A 16038-nucleotide genomic window follows, 5' to 3' on the forward strand; every position below is an offset into this window, starting at 1 on the left:
CCTCCTCATCAATACGCCGGATCTTCCGGTCTTTTCAGAGCCGGGGTTCGTTCGCAGGGACGCGAAACCCGGTTCTCATTTTTATGCCGCGCATTTGAACCCGAAAACCGCTTCACACGTTTCGGTATGCGAAAGTCAGATCAGGAGCATTTTCAATGCCCCTCGGTGTTACGCGTACTCAAACCGTTTCAGGGGCGATCCAGCCACCCGCACAGAGGCCCCCGCAAGGCCATGGCCGCCTGTGGCCCGGCAGCGGTGAAGCGCAGGCTGCGGGCCTTGGACCCATAGGTCGGCCAGTCGTCACCGGGCGTGCCCTCACGCGCGAAGCGGACCCATCGCGCGCCCAGATCGGGCCAGCCCGCTCCCTCACCGGCCGGCCTGCGGTTAAACACAAAGGTCAGTTCAGAGCCGTGATGCACCGGCTGATCCGCCGGGCGATTGACCTCAAGCTGATAAAGCCAGACCTGCCCGCCCTTTGCCGTGCGCTGCCGCGCCAGCCAGTCGGCCGGGCAGCGGAAAGCGAGGTCGGTGGCCAGAGTCAGGTCGGGCGGGCCCGTGACCGGATCGGGGCCTTTTTTGTAGATGTTGATGGCCGCTTCGCCATGGGGCCCGAAGGCCTCACGGATGCGGGTGGCGACATCGCCATAAAGCCCCAGTTCGCGCGCCGACACGCCGATAATGACGGGGATCTTCGCGCCCTCCCCGGCGCGGAATACCTCTTCGGGGGCACGCGGCAGGACACGGCCATCGACCGTGGGCTGAAGCCAGATGAAGCTGTCGTCGTCGATGGGGGAGTCGAGCTTTTCCGCTGCCGTCAGCAAGGCGCTGGCCGGGGCGTGACGCAGGTCGCTCAGGGCGGCAGCGCTGTCGGGCTTTGCGCCGCTGAAGCCCTTGGCCAAAGTGGTCCCCAGCGCTTCGTTCTGCGTCAGGGTGCGCGGCGGCAGGCCGAATTGCGGTGTCCCCGATTGCAGGATCGCCTTATGAAACAGGCCGCGCGCCTTTGGGGCCGCCAGCAGCAGCCCCACATCCTGCGCCCCTGCACTGTGGCCGAACAGGGTGACATTGCCGGGGTCGCCGCCAAAGGCCGCAATATGGTCGCGCACCCATGTCAGGGCCGCGATCTGATCCATCAGGGCATAGTTGCTCGACGCCCCACCCTGTTCGGCGCTGAGGGCCGGATGCGACAGGAACCCGAATACGCCGAGACGGTACTGGATAGACACCAGCACCACACCCTGCGACGGCAGGGCCGAATAGATGGTGCCGCCGCCGTCACCGGCGCGATTGCCCCCGCCATGGATAAAGACCATGACCGGAAGGGGATGTGCAGGTTTCAGGGCCGGGGTGGCGACTTCCAGATAGAGGCAGTCTTCGGACGCCCTCTGCGCGGCCTTATCGTTCCAGCCATAGGACACCTGTGCGCACGCGGGCGCGCTCTCGGTGGCGTCGCGCACACCCGTCCACGGCTGCGGCGGGCGCGGGGCGGTCCAGCGGGCCTCGGCAACCGGTGGCGCGGCAAAGGGAATGGCCTTGAAGCGGCTGATACCGTCCTGCGTCTGACCGCGCAGATCGCCCTGCGGCAGATGGACAAGCGGGACGTCCTGCGCCCGGGCGGGCGTCGCCAGTAACAGGCCGATGGCGAACATTATCCGTTTCATGCCCGCCTCACCCGTTTAGCCTTGTTTCCACAGATAGGCGGCACCGCGCACGCCCGAAGAGTCGCCCCAGCGCGCCGGGGCCAGTTTGGCGTCCCAGCCGTCGGAAAAGACATAGGGCCGGATCAGGCCCGGCAAGGAGTCATAGATTTCCGGCACATTGGACAGGCCTCCGCCGAAAACGAAGATGTCGGGATCGAGAATATTGACGATGGCCGCCATGCCGCGCCCCAGTCGCGACAGCAGGGCCTGAAAGGCCGCCCTGGCTTCGGCATCGCCGTTGCGCATGGCGGTGATGATCTCTTCGCCCCTCAGGTCGCGGCCCGTCGTCTGCTGAAAATCGCGCGCAAAGCCCGTGCCTGAGACCCAGGTTTCGAGGCAGCCGTGCTGACCGCACCAGCATTTGGGACCGGGATATTCGGCGGACTGTGGCCACGGCAGGGGCATGTGGCCCCATTCGCCGGCAATGCCATTGGCCCCGTTGACCAGTTTTCCGTTGACGACCAGCCCCCCGCCGCAGCCCGTACCGACGATGATAGCAAAGACGCTGGACGCCCCGGCGGCGGCCCCGTCAATCGCTTCGGACAGGGCCAGACAGTTGGCATCATTGGCCAGACGCACCGGTCGGCCCAGAGTGGCCTCAAGGTCTTCGCGGAAGGTGCGACCGTTCAGATAAAGGGAGTTGGAATTGCGCATCAAGCCCGTGCGCGGCGATACCGAACCGGGCGAGCCAATACCGATGCTGGCGGGCACATCGGCTAAATCAGGGTGGGTTTGTCGCGCTTCGGCTTCGACCCGCGCGATCAGATTTTTAACGAGATGAAGGGCTGCATCGTAATCGCCGGGATTGGGCTCACGCCAGCGGGCCAGAACGTCTCCGCGGTCGGATAAGGCCGCCGCTTCGATCTTGGTGCCGCCAAAATCCACGCCAATATACAGCATAGGTCTGCCTTCCGGAGTTTCTCAGCCGGGGTCTTTTATGGTTGAAGATACCGGACGGTTCGCCCCCGTGACGAACCGCCCGGCAGGGGGGGGGGGTGAGCCTCATGCCGAAAAGTGGAGGCCACTTTTCGGAAACACATCAGGCGTTACTAAAAGACTAGAGACCTGAAGCGGCTCAACAGAGCCGCCGAAGGCTCTAGTGCCCGCCGGATACGCCTTCTTCGATGGCGTGCGTCGGTGCCTTACGGCAGGCGAACGAGAACCACAGAACATAGACGTAGCAGAGGAGCGGCGCGATGAAGCCCATCGACATGGAGCCGGTCATTTCCTGAATCTTGGCAAAGGCGAGCGGCAGAACGGCACCACCGGCGATAGCCATACACAAGAGGCCCGACGTGGCCGAGGTCGGCGCGGTCGAACGTTGCAGAGTCAGGGTGAAGATGGTCGGGAACATGATCGAGTTGAACAGGCCGATCAGCAGGGCCGCGAAGGCCGGGATCAGACCGGTGGTCACCGGCACGCTGGTCAGGATCACATTGACCATGCCGGTCGGTTCCGACGGCACCATGTCCTTGGTGAAGATGACGAGCAGCGACAGGGCGATGGCACCCACGGCCACAACCGTCAGCATAACGTAGTCACGCACGACCTTAAGCAGGGCCGAACCGGCGAAACGGCCGATCATGGCGAACAGCATGTAGAAGGTGGTCAGGTGACCGGCCGACTGCGCTTCGAGGTTCAGGATGCTGGTCTGTTCGAGGAACAGCAGCAGGTTGAGCGAGATGGCCACTTCGGCACCGACATAGAGGAAGATGCCGATGGAGCCGAGATTCGCCCACTTAGAGGTCAGGGCGGTAAATGGCGACACGAGCTGGCCGGTCTTGGGGGCCGCCGCCGTGATCTTTTCGCGGACCATGAAGATCAGGGCGATGAAGATGACCAGAGCCACGCCGATGGCCATATAGACGTTGGTCACAAAGCCCAGAGCTTCCTGCTTCATCACCTCGGTGATGACCACGTCCTTCTTGAAGATGTCGCCGTTCAGCAGGAACGACGCGCCGAAGAAGAGGCCGCAGGCCGCACCCAGAGAATTAAAGGATTGCGACAGGTTCAGGCGGAAGGCCGAGTCTTCGGGCTTACCCATAGACGCGATCAGCGGGTTGGCCGCCACCTGAAGCAGGGTCACGCCCGACGCCATGGTGAACAGCGCCACTAGGAAGACGGTGTAGATGTGCAGCTTGGCCGCCGCGATGGCGATAAAGCACCCCGCTGCGATGCCGCCCAGCCCGACCATGACCGACTTGGCGTAACCAAAGCGCGACAGGAAGGCTGCCGACGGCAGGGACATGACGAAATAGGCGATGAAGAAGGCGAAGCCGGTCAGCATGGCCTGAACGGGCGTCAGGGTGAAGACGGTCTTCATGGTCTTCACGAGCGGATCGAGCAGATTGGTGACGACGGCCCAGATAAAGAAGAGCGTGGTCACATAGACGACGGCTAGCGCGAGACCGCTGCCGCCTTTGGCGGTGCTGGATGATTCAGACATGTACCCCTACCTGTAGGTTGCGAGTGACTTTTCACAGACGTTTTTTAGGCCCGCACCGATTAAATAAATCAAATATCAAAAATCCAGCAATTCCGGATTTTTGCAATCGAAAAATTTAACGGTGACGATCAAACTGGCATTTACCAACAATTTCTTTCATTTGCACGACAAATTGTCAGACAAGATAACGGTGATATTATCCACAGCTTTGACAGCGATGTCATTACTACAGACGCGCCCGGACGGACCACAGGCTTCTGCACAGAGGGGTATTTGGGGACGCCGGCCTCCCTCACATGTTGTCATCTCGCACGCTTATGCTGCGCAACATAAGTGTCACCAAAGCCGAAACGGCGAAGACGCGCCACATCGGCTTCGGAGTACCGCTTCCTTTCTCAGGGCTTTTGTCAAACCCTGGCCGTTTGTTACTCAAAATGTGACTTGACCCAAGGGACAGAACACGACTTTGGTCTGCACGAACCCAAAAGCGCGCATTTCGGGGGAACAAGAGCTGCCCAGAGCCGTCCCAATGCCACACGAAGCGCAATGACCTTAGCGTCCCTGTTCCAAGAAGAGTTGGTCCTTTGAAAATACTTCGCCGCCGCCGCACCAAACTGGTCGCCACCCTCGGCCCCGCCTCGTCCAATGCCGACATGCTGGCACAACTGTTTCAGGCCGGAGCCGACGTCTTCCGCCTCAACTTCTCGCACGGCAGCCACGAAGACCACGGCCGCAATATCGACCTGATCCGCGATCTGGAGGCCAAGACCGGTCGCCCGATCGGCATTCTGGCCGATGTGCAGGGCCCGAAGCTGCGGGTCGGTCGTTTCATGGGCGGCGCAATTGTGCTGACGCCGGGGCAGACCTTCCGCCTCGATCTCAACCCGACGCCCGGCGATCTGACGCGCGCCAACCTGCCGCATCCGGAAATCATCGGCGCGGCGCAGATCGGCTCGCACCTGCTGCTCGATGACGGCAAGCTGAAGCTGCGCGTTACCCATGTGCGCGAAGACCATCTGGAAACCATCGTAGTAACCGGTGGCCGCCTGTCGGACCGCAAGGGCGTCAACGTGCCTGACGTGGTGCTGCCCATCCCGGCCCTGACCGAAAAAGACCGCGCGGATATGGAGTTCGCCCTGCAACGCGGCGTCGAATATATCGGCCTCAGCTTCGTGCAACGCCCCGAAGACGTCATTGAGGCGCGCGGTCTGATCAATGGCCGCGCCTGGGTGCTGTCGAAGCTCGAAAAGCCGCAGGCGCTCGACAATCTGGACGAAATCCTCGCGCTTAGCGACGCCGTCATGGTGGCGCGCGGCGACCTCGGCGTCGAACTGCCGCCCGAAGAAGTGCCGCTGGCGCAAAAGCGCATCATCAAGGCCGCCCGTGCGCTGGGCAAGCCGGTGATCGTCGCCACCCAGATGCTGGAATCCATGATCTCGGCCCCCACCCCCACCCGCGCCGAGGCGTCGGACGTGGCCACGGCGGTTTATGACGGTGCCGATGCGGTCATGCTGTCGGCGGAAACCGCGGCGGGTCAGTATCCGGTCGAAGCCGTCACCATCATGGACCGCATTGTCGATCGCGTCGAAAAGGACGGTGACTGGCGCATGCAGACCGACCGCCGCCGCCCGGAAACGGAAAAGTCGGTGTCCGGGGCTATCGCTACCGCCGCGCGTCAGGTGGCTCAGACCATCGAGGCTTCGGCTATCGTCGCCCTGACCAATTCGGCCAACACGGCGCTGCGCGTCGCGCGTGAGCGCCCGACGGCCCCGATTCTGGGTCTGACGCCCAATCTGGAGACCGCCCGTCGCCTTGCGCTGACCTGGGGCGTGCACGCCAAGACCGCGCCGGTGACGCACTCCATGTCGGAAACCGTGCAGGTGGCCAATCAGATCGCCCGCACAGAAGGGATTTCGGAACCCGGTCAGGACATCGTCATCGTCGCCGGTATGCCTTTCGGCAAGTCAGGCTCGACGAATGCGCTGCGCGTCGCCAAGGTGACCCGCACGGCGATGAACGAGCCGGAATTCGAAGGCTGATCGCCGTTTGGATGTTCGCAAAACCAAAGCCCGGCAGGATCACCTGCCGGGCTTTGCTATTTCAGTTCGGTCCGGAACATCATGGGTAAAAGCTCCGCCAGCGTGACCGTCTGGGCTATGCCCTCGTCATCGCACAGATGGATTTGTGCCGAGCCGTTGGAAAACTCGGCCAGCTTCTGACGACAGCCGCCGCACGGCGGGCAGGCGGCTTTTTTGGGGGCGAAGATGGCGATTTCGGCCACCTGTTTCGCGCCGCCCATGATCATCTGGGCCAGGGCCGAGGTTTCCGCGCACCAGCCCTGCGGGAAGGCGAGGTTTTCGACATTGGTGCCGCTGAAGATACGCCCGTCCGGCGTGCGTATGGCCGCGCCGACGGGAAAACCGGAATAGGGGGAGTGGCTGAAAGCCGCTGCGGCCTTGGCCGCTTCAAACAGATCGTGAGACAAGTCTGGCTCCGTTTATGGCCGCAGAGCTTGTCACCAGTCACAATAAATATCTACAAAAAAAGCCAGCTCAGGTCGAAGGGCCGCCCCGAGACCTGAGCTGACTATATTCAGTCCACAGTGAAACGCAGCGCGTTTCACTGTGCGCTATTCAATATATTCCGGGGCGTCGATGCGCTTGCCCAGCAGCATGGCGTCGGCCACGATGCGCAGCGGCGAGAAGTCGGCGTCCGACTGACCCGCGCGCACCAGCTTTTCAAAGTGGGCATAGAGGCCGGGATATTCGGCCTCTTTTTCCTTCATGATCTCCTTGCCGTCGATGGTCAGGCCCGTGCCGCCCATGCTCAGCTCCAGCTTTTCACCCTTTTCGGACTCGACGAAGATCGACCAGGTCTGGATACCGGTTTGCAGGAAGTCGTAATCGGCGCGGATGGCAACGCCGCTTTCGGTCGTCATGTCCATCTCGACCTGAATCGGCGCATCGCAATTGACCGGAATATGCAGATCGGCCTTTTTGACGATGACCTTTTCCGGCACGATGCGCGTCAGGATGGACAGCGAATTGATGCCCGGATCGAAGACGCCCATGCCACCGGCTTCGAAGATCCACTTCTGACCCGGATGCCACTGGCGGACATTTTCCTTCCACACGACATGGATGGATTTGATCTTGCGTCCGGCGATCCACTGACGGGTCGTTTCCACCGCCGGCGCATAGCGCGAGTGCCAGCTTGCCAGCACTGTCACGCCCCTGGTGCGCGCCAGATCGGCAATGGCCTCGGCTTCGCCCAGCGTGGCCGCGGGGGGCTTCTCAAGAAACACGTGCTTGCCCGCCGCGATGACCTGTTTGGCGATGGTGTGCCGAATCTGCGGCGGGGTGCAGATAGCCACGGCCTCGATTTCTGGGTGGGCCGCCAGCATCTCTTCCAGCGAATCGTAGGCGGTCACGCCGTCCGGGCGGGCATTGGGCGAACACCCGGCCACCAGCTCCAGCGCTGTGTTGGCGCGGATCGACGGGATGTGCTGATCGACGGCAATCTTGCCCAGCCCCACCAGACCGATCTTCAACGGCTTGACCTTTTTCTTCCCGAACATCGACGCTTCCTATGTGTGCTTTGGCCGGCTTGTCCTGCGGCCAGACTGTACTGCGGAAGACTTCGTTATCACGGCCCGAGCCGCTCCCGCAATATTTATACGATAATTGAATCCATTAACCCGGACAATTGCCCAAAAGCCCATATCACGCCTGTACAACCTGTCAAAGGCTCTCGGCACCCCCGCAGCGGTAACGTCAGGCTGATTTCATATTTGACAAGAGACTTCATATGTGGTGCCCTGCCCGCCACGACGACCGGCTTCAACGATCCGGTCGCAATGGGAAAGAAACGCACATGACCTCCGAAACCGCGACGGGCCGGGGCCTGAAAAGCCTGTGGCCGCTGATCCTAATTACCAGCCTGTTCTTTTTCTGGGGCGTGGCGAATAACCTCAACGACGTCCTGATCCCGCAGTTCAAGAAGGCCTTTGTGCTGACCGATCTGCAATCGGGTCTGGTGCAGTCGGCCTTTTATATGGGTTATTTCCTGCTGGCCCTGCCCGCCGCCTTCGTCATGCGCAAGCTGGGCTACAAGACCGCCGTGGTCGTCGGTCTGCTGCTGTACGCGACCGGGGCCTTCATCTTCTATCCGGCGGCCAACAATCACCAGTATAGCTGGTTCCTCGGCGGCCTGTTCGTCATTGCCTCCGGTCTCGCCTTCCTCGAAACCTCGGCCAATCCGCTGATCACCGTGCTGGGGTCGCCGGACAAGGCGGCCTTCCGCCTCAACCTGGCGCAGAGCTTCAATCCGCTGGGGGCTCTCTCCGGTATCTTCATCGGCCAGCATTTCATCCTGTCGGGTATCGAACACGATGAGACCGCGCTCGCCGCCATGACCGACGCCGCGCGTCAGGCCTTCTACATTTCCGAAGTCAAAGCCGTGCAGGGGCCCTATCTAGTCATCGGCTGCGTCGTGCTTTTGTGGGCGCTGCTGGTCTTCCTGTCGAAATTCCCGGCGGCGGCGACGCAAAACGCGCACGAGGACAGCGGCGAAGAGGTCGGCTTCTTCCAGTCGGTCGTTCAGTTGCTCCAGCGCCCGCGCTTCATGTTCGGCGTCATGGCGCAGTTCTTCTATGTCGGGGCGCAGGTCGGTATCTGGAGCTATATGATCCGCTATGCGCAGGCCGAGATGGGCCTGACCGACAAGGTGGCCGCCACCTATCTCTACTACACCCTGATCGCCTTCGCCGTGGGCCGCTTTATCGGCACCGGCCTGATGACCAAGGTGCGCCCGACCCTGATTCTCGGCCTGTTCGCCCTGATCAATATCGGTCTGATGCTTTATGCCGTCGTGACCGGCGGGGAAAACGGCCTGTGGGCGCTGGTGGCCTCCAGCTTCTTCATGTCGATCATGTTCCCGACCATCTTCGCCACCTCGGTCGCCGGGCTTGGCAACCTGACCAAGACCGGTTCGTCGCTGCTGGTGATGAGCATTGTCGGCGGGGCGGTCCTGACGGCGGTCATGGGCTTCATCTCCGACCACAGCCATATCCGCACGGCCTTCGTGGTCACGGCGGCCTGCTTTGCGGTGATCGCCCTCTATGCCTTCCGCGCGCCGAAGGACGCCACGGGCCCCGTACAGATGACCGGTCACTGAGATGTCGCCGGTCATCGACGCCCATTTCCACCTGTGGCAGGTCGGGCGCCACGGCTTTGAATGGCCGACTCCCGACCTGACGGCCATCTATCGTGACTTTGCGGCGGCGGACCTGCGCGCGGCGGCTGGGGAGGCGTTGCACGGCGCGGTGGCCGTGCAGTCGCAGCCCTCAGACGCCGATACGCAGTGGTTGCTTCACCTCGCCGAAAGCGAGCCGCTGATCCTCGGCGTCGTCGGCTGGACCGATATGTCGGCCCCGGACGCAGCGGCACGGGTCGCCGAACTGGCCCGTCACCCGAAGCTCAAGGGCCTGCGTCCGATGTTGCAGGGCTTGCCCGAAGACGACTGGATTCTGCGCCCGGACGTCGCCCCGGCCCTGTCGGCCATGCAGGCGGCGGGGCTGGTCTTCGATGCGCTGGTTTTTACGCGCCATCTGTCCGCCATAGATACTGTGGCGCAGCGCTATCCGGATTTGCGGATTGTCATCGACCACGCCGCCAAGCCCCCGATCGCTACGACTCAGACACAGCCCGAAGACACGCGCGACTGGACCGAGACCATGACGGCCATCGCGCGTCACCCGAATGTGGTGTGCAAACTGTCGGGCCTGTTTACCGAAATGCGCCCCGATCAGCCGTTCGATGAAGCCGCTCCGTATGTGGCGCATCTGCTGCAGACGTTCGGCCCGCAGCGCCTGCTGTTCGGCTCTGACTGGCCCGTGGTGCGGCTGAAGGGCGAATGGCGGGTATGGCAAGACTGGCTTGCAGACCAATTAAATCCATTGACGCCGCCAGAGCGTCAGGCCATCTTTTTCACTAATGCAAAAAGAATTTATGACCTACAGGGGGTCCCATGATCAGCGAAGATACCCGTCACAGCGACGGTGAAAAGGCTATGAAATACCGCGCACCGGCCCTCGAAAAAGGACTCGACGTGCTTGAGCTTCTGGCCGCCAACAAACGGCCCATGACCCTGTCGCAGATTTCCCACCGGCTGGACCGCTCGGTGTCCGAACTGTTCCGCATGGTGCAGGTGCTGGAGAATCGCGGCTATGTGGCGCAATCGCAAAAGGGCGACGGGCTGGAACTGACCAACAAGCTGTTCTCGCTGGGCATGAGCCGCGGCCCCAGCCAGAACCTGCTGGCCTCGGCCCTGCCCCTGATGCAGGCCCTGTCCGAACAGGTGCGCCAATCCGTGCATCTGGCCATTGCCTCCGACGACCATATGGTGGTCATTGCCCGAATCGAAGCGCCGGGCGATCTCGGCTTTTCGGTACGCGTCGGCTATCAGCGGCAACTGGTGCAATCGACCTCTGGCCTCGTTCTCTATGCCTTTCAGCCGCCCAAGCTGAAGGAGCAGATGAAGCACATGCTGCGCGGCACGGCGACGCCGCAGGAATGGCAGTTGTTTGAAACCGTGGCCGAACGCGCCCTGCATCAGGGCTATGTGCAGGCCAAGAGCGATTTCGTCGATGGCGTGCTGGACGTGTCCTGCCCGGTGATGAACGACACCACGGTCATCGCGGCCATGACCATCCCCTGGCTAAAGACGCACGGCTGCCTGAGCCTCGAAGACACGGTGGCGCGCCTGAAAGGCACGGCGGCAGCGCTGTCGCGCACGCTGGGCGGATAGGTTTTGCCAATTTAAAAATCGGCAGCGCGCTGATTTCATGAGCGAAAAGGAAAATGCGCGCGCTCGGCGCAATCGCGTCTGAGGCCTCTTGCGTCGGCGTTAGGTCGGCTATACATACTTTTTCATAAGCGATAATCATTTTTAAAAATGAACAGGGATGCACCGTGCCAGTCAGCGATCTCCATACCATAGGCCGCACACAGGTCCGGGTCAGCGCGCTGGGTTTCGGCGCGGCGGCCATCGGTAACCTGTATCGCCCGGTCGATGACGCTACGGCGGCAGCGACGCTCAAGGCCGTAACGGACGGCGGCATCGGCTATATCGACACCGCTCCGCGCTATGGCCACGGCCTGTCCGAGCGCCGTCTCGCCGACCTAAGCGCCGACGCCACCCTGTCCACCAAGGTGGGGCGGGTCCTGACCCCCATCCCCGCCCCGCCGCCCGGCACCGAACGCCACGGCTTTGTCGATGGCGACCCCTTCGATGAACACTTCGACTACAGCTATGACGGCGTAATGCGGTCGTTTGAGGACAGTCAGAAGCGGCTGAAGCGCCAACGCATCGACATGCTGCTGGTCCACGATCTGGGGGTCGAAACCCACGGCAGCGACCATGCCCGGCACCTCGCCGCCTTTCTGGGCGGTGGTCTGCGCGCCCTGCACGAACTGAAGGCGCAGGGCCTGACGCAGGCCATCGGGCTGGGTGTCAATGAGACGGCCATCTGCGATCTGGTTATAGCCGAAGCCGATATCGACGTCCTGATGCTGGCCGGACGCTATACCCTGCTGGAACAGACGCCGCTGGATGGCCTGTTTGAACGCTGCGCGGCGCGCGGGGTCTCGGTTCTGGCGGCGGCCCCGTTTAATTCGGGCCTGCTGGCCGGAGGCGCGCACTTCAACTATGAGGCTCCGCCGACGGCCATCCTGAGCCGCGTGCGCGACATCGAGGCCGTCTGCACCCGCCACCATGTGCCGCTGGCCGCCGCGGCGTTGCAATTCCCCGGCTTCCATCCAGTCGTAGCCAGTACCGTCGTCGGCATGGCCCGCCCGCAGCAGGTGGCGCGCAATATCGAGCTGTTCAGCCATCCCATCCCTGCCGAGCTGTGGCACGACCTGAAAGACGCCGGTCTGCTGCGCGCCGATGCGCCGGCCGGTGATGTTTCGCAAGCGTAAGAGTTCGAGTGTCCATGTCCCTGCCCTCCCCTCTGATTTTACTGCACGCTTCTGACAATGTAGCGGTGTGCCGCGCGGCGATAGCGGCGGGCAGCGTGGTGACGGTAGGCGCCGAGGCTTTGTCGATTACCGAGGCCATTGAGGTGGGTCACAAGGTCGCCGTGCGTGATCTGAAGGCCGGGGACAAGATCTTCAAATACGGCGCGCCCATCGGCTCGATGACCAAAGACACGCCCAAGGGTGGCCACGTCCACATGCACAATATGAAAAGCGACTATATCTCGTCCCACACCCGCGAAGCCTCCGGAGGTGCACATGCTTAAGGGCTATCTGCGGCCTGATGGCCGAAAGGGCATCCGCAATGTCATCGCCGTGGCCTATCTGGTCGAATGCGCCCACCACGTGGCGCGCCAGATCGTCACCAAGTCCGATAATAGCGACGTGCACCTGATCGGCTTTCCGGGCTGCTATCCCAATGACTACGCCTTCAAGGTGATGTCGGCGGTGACCACGCACCCCAATGTCGGCGGGGTGCTGCTGATCTCTTTGGGCTGTGAGAGCTTCAACCGTGAGCGCCTGAAGGCCGCCATCGAGGCGTCGGGCCGGCCGTGCGAAACCCTGGTCATCCAGCAGTCGGGCGGTACGCTTTCGACCATTCAGAAGGGCCTTGAGGCCGTGGCCCGGTTGCAAGCCGTAGCCGCGCAGGCCCCGGTGGTCGAGATGGCGGTGTCGGAGCTGGTCATCGGCACCATCTGCGGCGGCTCGGACGGCACGTCAGGCATCACCGCCAATCCGGCGGTCGGGCGCGCCTTCGACTGGTTCGGGGCGCAAGGGGCGGCCTGCGTGTTCGAAGAAACCGGCGAACTTGTCGGCTGCGAAACCATCATGGCCAGCCGCGCCGTCACGCCGGAACTGGGGGCCGAACTCGAAGCCTGCGTTCAGAAGGCCGAGGCCTATTACACCGTCATGGGCTTTGGGTCGTTCGCACCAGGCAATGCCGAAGGCGGCCTGACCACGCAGGAAGAAAAGTCGATGGGGGCCTATTCCAAGTCGGGATCGGCGCCCATCTGCGGCATACTGAAACCCGGTGATCTGCCGCCGACGGGCGGTCTCTACCTGCTCGATGTGGTGCCGGATGGTGAGCCGCGTTTCGGCTTCCCCAACATCTCGGACAATGCGGAAATCGTCGAACTGATCGCCTGTGGCGCGCACGTGACCCTGTTCACCACGGGCCGCGGCTCTGTGGTGGGCTCGGCCATTTCGCCCGTGATCAAGGTCTGCGCCAATCCCGACACCTATCGCAAGCTCAGCGAGGATATGGATATCGACGCCGGCAAGATCATGGAAGGTCGCGCCACGCTGGATGAGGTCGGGCAGGAGATTATCGACAGCGTGCTGGCCGTCGCCGGTGGCGCACCGACAAAATCCGAAGCGCTCGGCCATCAGGAGTTCATCCTGACCTATAAGGCCTTCGACCCGCTGGGCCCGGCCTGCCTCCCGCTGCGCCGGGCGTAACCTAATTATACCTCCCCAGTTTACTGGGGAGGGGGACCGCACGAAGCGAAGCTGAGATGCGGTGGTGGGGGTTCTGAATGCGCAGACCGTCACCGTCAGAGTCTTTGCCCCTCACCCCAACCCTCTCCCCATAAAACGGGGGAGGGGAATGATTTCAAGAGACCGCACCATGTCACGACTTTCCGGAAAAACCGCCCTGATCACCGCCGCCGGGCAAGGCATTGGCCGCGCCACCGTCGAAGCCTATGTGCGCGAAGGGGCCACCGTCATCGCCGCCGACATCAACGACGCCAGCCTGACGGAACTGGCGGCGCTGGAGAATGTCATCGCGCGCAAGCTCGACGTCACCGACGCCGAAGCCGTCAAGGCCATCGCCGCTGAGTTCCCGAATTTCGACATCCTCTATAACTGCGCCGGCTTCGTGCACGCCGGGACCATTCTCGATTGCGACGAACAGGACTGGGCCTTTTCCAACAGCCTGAACGTCACGGCGCAATACCGCCTGATCCGCGCCATCCTGCCCAACATGATCGCACGCGGGGGCGGCTCGATCATCAACATGTCGTCGATCGCCTCGTCGGTCAAAGGCATCCCCAATCGCTTCGCCTATTGCGCCACCAAGGCGGCGGTGATCGGCCTGACCAAGTCGGTGGCGGCGGACTTCGTGGCGCAGGGCATCCGCTGCAACGCCATCTGCCCCGGCACGGTGGAGACGCCGTCGCTGCTGCAACGCCTGCACGACACGGGCGATTTTGAGCAGGCCTATAAGGACTTCACCGCGCGTCAGGCCATGGGCCGCTTCGGCAAGCCGGAAGAACTGGCGGCACTGGCCGTCTATCTGGGCTCGGACGAATCCAAATTCACCACAGGCCGCGCCCACATCATCGACGGCGGTTGGGTGATGTAAGGGCTTTTTAGCCACCAAAAACACGAAAATCACCAACTCCGAACCGTAGGAACATGGGGCCCGAAGGGCTTCTGATTATTTGCGGCAAGCGTAATTTATGGCGCTTCGCACGATTAATCAGCGCAATGAAGTTCGTGTCTTTTCGTGTTTTTGGCTGCGCCGAACTGCGTTTCGTGGCTAACTCTTCCCAAACAGGAGGAACCCCATGCGCCTGATCTTTGCGGTTGCGCTGATCGCCCTGCCTTCGTTCGCCCTCGGAGCCCCGCCCATGGTCATTATCGACGAAAAGGACACGGTGGTCGAAGAGGCTCCTCCGCACGGTAAGATCGGTATGTCCACCGCCTGGCGCATCAGCGACAAGGCCCCACAGCGCAGTATGGAGTTCCGCAAGCGCAGCCTGCATAAGGGCGCGGCCATCGGCGTTCACCCTATCGACCACGATGAGGTCTATTACGTCGTTTCCGGCACCGGCATTGTGGAATCGGACGGCGTGACCCATACCCTCACCGAGGGCATGACGGCTTATCTTTATGAGGGGGCGCAGGTCAGCATCACACAGATGGGCGATGAGCCGCTGACCCTTATTATTTCGTACCCGTTGAAAGCCCGCACGAAATAGGCCTAACTGTGCAGGCTTATATCCATCCAGATCAGCGCCACTTCGCCGGGCTTGAGGCAGCGCAGGCCGGAATTGGCGTGGTGGAAGGGATCGGGCATATGGTTGACCGGCTCGGCGCAGAAATAGTCCTGGCCCGGCGGCACATAGATGTGCAGCCAGTGACAATCCGGTGAGGCGCGTAAGGTAAGGACCGGCGTACCGTCCTCATAGATATCGGCGCGCCCGGCAAAGCCCGTATGACAATGGTCGATCAGCCCGGTGTCGTTGACGAAATCCCCCAGCGTCCAGTCCTTGCGCCACACACCGGCGTGCCATTCGGTCGGCAGGCAGTCGGCATCCGCCATCCACACGCCGTCCACCTGCGCCTTGAGCCGCGTCCGCGGCGTGCGGTTGAAATAGGGGTGAAAGCCCAGTCCGGCGGGCATGGCGGTGGGGCTGAGGTTCTTGACGCTCAGCCAGACACGCAGGCCGGCCGGTCGCAGCTCAAACACCTGCCGCGCTTCATAGGCCCACGGCCATTCGTCCGGCTGATGACGATAGGTCAGGACGGCCCGCGACGGCGATTGCTCAACCACGCTCCAGCGCGCGCGCCAGCCCTGACCATGCAGGGTGTGCGGATGGTCACCCAGATTGGGGGCCATCTTGACCTTTTGCGTGCCGACAGAAAAGCTGCCATTGCGGATGCGGTTACAGAAGGGCACCAGCGGAAACGACGCCGTCTCCAGCACGTCGCGCGCGTCTTCCGGCGTTGGGCGCATATAGTCGCGACCCTTATGGCGTAAGGCTTCAATGGCCCCGCCCAGATCCGGATTCAATTCCAGCGCGGTTTCGCGCGCCGTCAGGGTCAGCGTCGAAAGAGCGATCATGTGGCATTT

General features: G+C 62.4%; 15 protein-coding genes. 9 read left to right on the plus strand and 6 right to left on the minus strand.

All coding sequences use genetic code 11. The annotated features are described in order from the left end of the window. Window positions 1-188: 188 nt before the first annotated feature. The 3 genes from AACH73_RS08755 to AACH73_RS08765 form a co-directional block, all read right to left on the minus strand. Window positions 189-1658, minus strand: a complete 1470-nt coding sequence (locus AACH73_RS08755) for a carboxylesterase family protein (protein WP_338734585.1) — start codon at window positions 1656-1658, stop codon at window positions 189-191. Between the two features lie 15 nt (window positions 1659-1673). Next, window positions 1674-2597, minus strand: a complete 924-nt coding sequence (locus AACH73_RS08760) for an ROK family protein (protein ID WP_338734586.1) — start codon at window positions 2595-2597, stop codon at window positions 1674-1676. A 196-nt stretch (window positions 2598-2793) separates the two neighbouring features. Further along, on the minus strand, window positions 2794-4143 hold the full coding sequence (locus AACH73_RS08765) for a sugar MFS transporter (RefSeq protein ID WP_272741505.1): 1350 nt from the start codon (window positions 4141-4143) through the stop codon (window positions 2794-2796). Window positions 4144-4733: 590 nt separating this feature from the next. Here AACH73_RS08765 and pyk point away from each other — a divergent pair. Further along, on the plus strand, window positions 4734-6182 hold the full coding sequence (gene pyk, locus AACH73_RS08770) for a pyruvate kinase (protein ID WP_272741521.1): 1449 nt from the start codon (window positions 4734-4736) through the stop codon (window positions 6180-6182). 56 nt (window positions 6183-6238) lie between these two features. Here pyk and cdd read toward each other — a convergent pair whose 3' ends face one another. Together cdd and AACH73_RS08780 are read right to left on the minus strand one after the other, a co-directional pair. Beyond that, window positions 6239-6628, minus strand: coding sequence for a cytidine deaminase (gene cdd / locus AACH73_RS08775; protein WP_272741506.1), 390 nt, complete (start codon window positions 6626-6628; stop codon window positions 6239-6241). 144 nt (window positions 6629-6772) lie between these two features. Continuing rightward, the gene (locus AACH73_RS08780; RefSeq protein ID WP_338734587.1) at window positions 6773-7720 is read right to left on the minus strand and encodes a Gfo/Idh/MocA family oxidoreductase; all 948 of its coding nucleotides are present in this window, start codon (window positions 7718-7720) and stop codon (window positions 6773-6775) included. Between the two features lie 296 nt (window positions 7721-8016). On the opposite strand from AACH73_RS08780, the gene fucP reads away from it, so the two are divergent. The 8 genes from fucP to AACH73_RS08820 all read left to right on the plus strand — a co-directional run bounded on the left by fucP (window position 8017) and on the right by AACH73_RS08820 (window position 15163). After that, window positions 8017-9318: an L-fucose:H+ symporter permease gene (fucP, locus tag AACH73_RS08785; RefSeq protein ID WP_272741508.1), complete on the plus strand. Its 1302-nt coding sequence runs from the start codon at window positions 8017-8019 to the stop codon at window positions 9316-9318. A gap of 1 nt (window position 9319) precedes the next feature. Beyond that, complete coding sequence (locus tag AACH73_RS08790; RefSeq protein ID WP_338734588.1) at window positions 9320-10174, plus strand: amidohydrolase family protein; 855 nt, start codon at window positions 9320-9322, stop codon at window positions 10172-10174. After that, a complete protein-coding gene (locus tag AACH73_RS08795) occupies window positions 10171-10950 on the plus strand; it encodes an IclR family transcriptional regulator (RefSeq protein ID WP_013479394.1) in 780 nt (259 codons plus the stop codon). Before AACH73_RS08790 ends, AACH73_RS08795 begins: the two co-directional genes overlap by 4 nt. A 164-nt stretch (window positions 10951-11114) precedes the next feature. Next, complete coding sequence (locus tag AACH73_RS08800) at window positions 11115-12122, plus strand: aldo/keto reductase (RefSeq protein WP_272741510.1); 1008 nt, start codon at window positions 11115-11117, stop codon at window positions 12120-12122. Window positions 12123-12136: 14 nt separating this feature from the next. Then, window positions 12137-12445, plus strand: coding sequence for a UxaA family hydrolase (locus tag AACH73_RS08805; protein WP_272741511.1), 309 nt, complete (start codon window positions 12137-12139; stop codon window positions 12443-12445). Next, entirely contained in the window at window positions 12438-13637 is a 1200-nt protein-coding gene (locus tag AACH73_RS08810) for a UxaA family hydrolase (protein ID WP_338734589.1), read from the plus strand. The genes AACH73_RS08805 and AACH73_RS08810 overlap by 8 nt, the downstream gene beginning before the upstream one ends. Before the next feature lie 169 nt (window positions 13638-13806). Then, the gene (locus tag AACH73_RS08815; RefSeq protein WP_338734590.1) at window positions 13807-14544 is read left to right on the plus strand and encodes an SDR family oxidoreductase; all 738 of its coding nucleotides are present in this window, start codon (window positions 13807-13809) and stop codon (window positions 14542-14544) included. A 205-nt stretch (window positions 14545-14749) separates the two neighbouring features. Beyond that, on the plus strand, window positions 14750-15163 hold the full coding sequence (locus AACH73_RS08820; protein ID WP_272742451.1) for a cupin domain-containing protein: 414 nt from the start codon (window positions 14750-14752) through the stop codon (window positions 15161-15163). A gap of 2 nt (window positions 15164-15165) precedes the next feature. Here AACH73_RS08820 and AACH73_RS08825 read toward each other — a convergent pair whose 3' ends face one another. After that, entirely contained in the window at window positions 15166-16029 is an 864-nt protein-coding gene (locus AACH73_RS08825) for an aldose 1-epimerase (RefSeq protein WP_272742452.1), read from the minus strand. Between the last annotated feature and the right edge of the window lie 9 nt (window positions 16030-16038).

Origin of the sequence: Asticcacaulis sp. DW145, assembly GCF_037101385.1 — a bacterium.
In the GTDB taxonomy this organism is placed as follows: Bacteria; Pseudomonadota; Alphaproteobacteria; order Caulobacterales; family Caulobacteraceae; genus Asticcacaulis; species Asticcacaulis currens.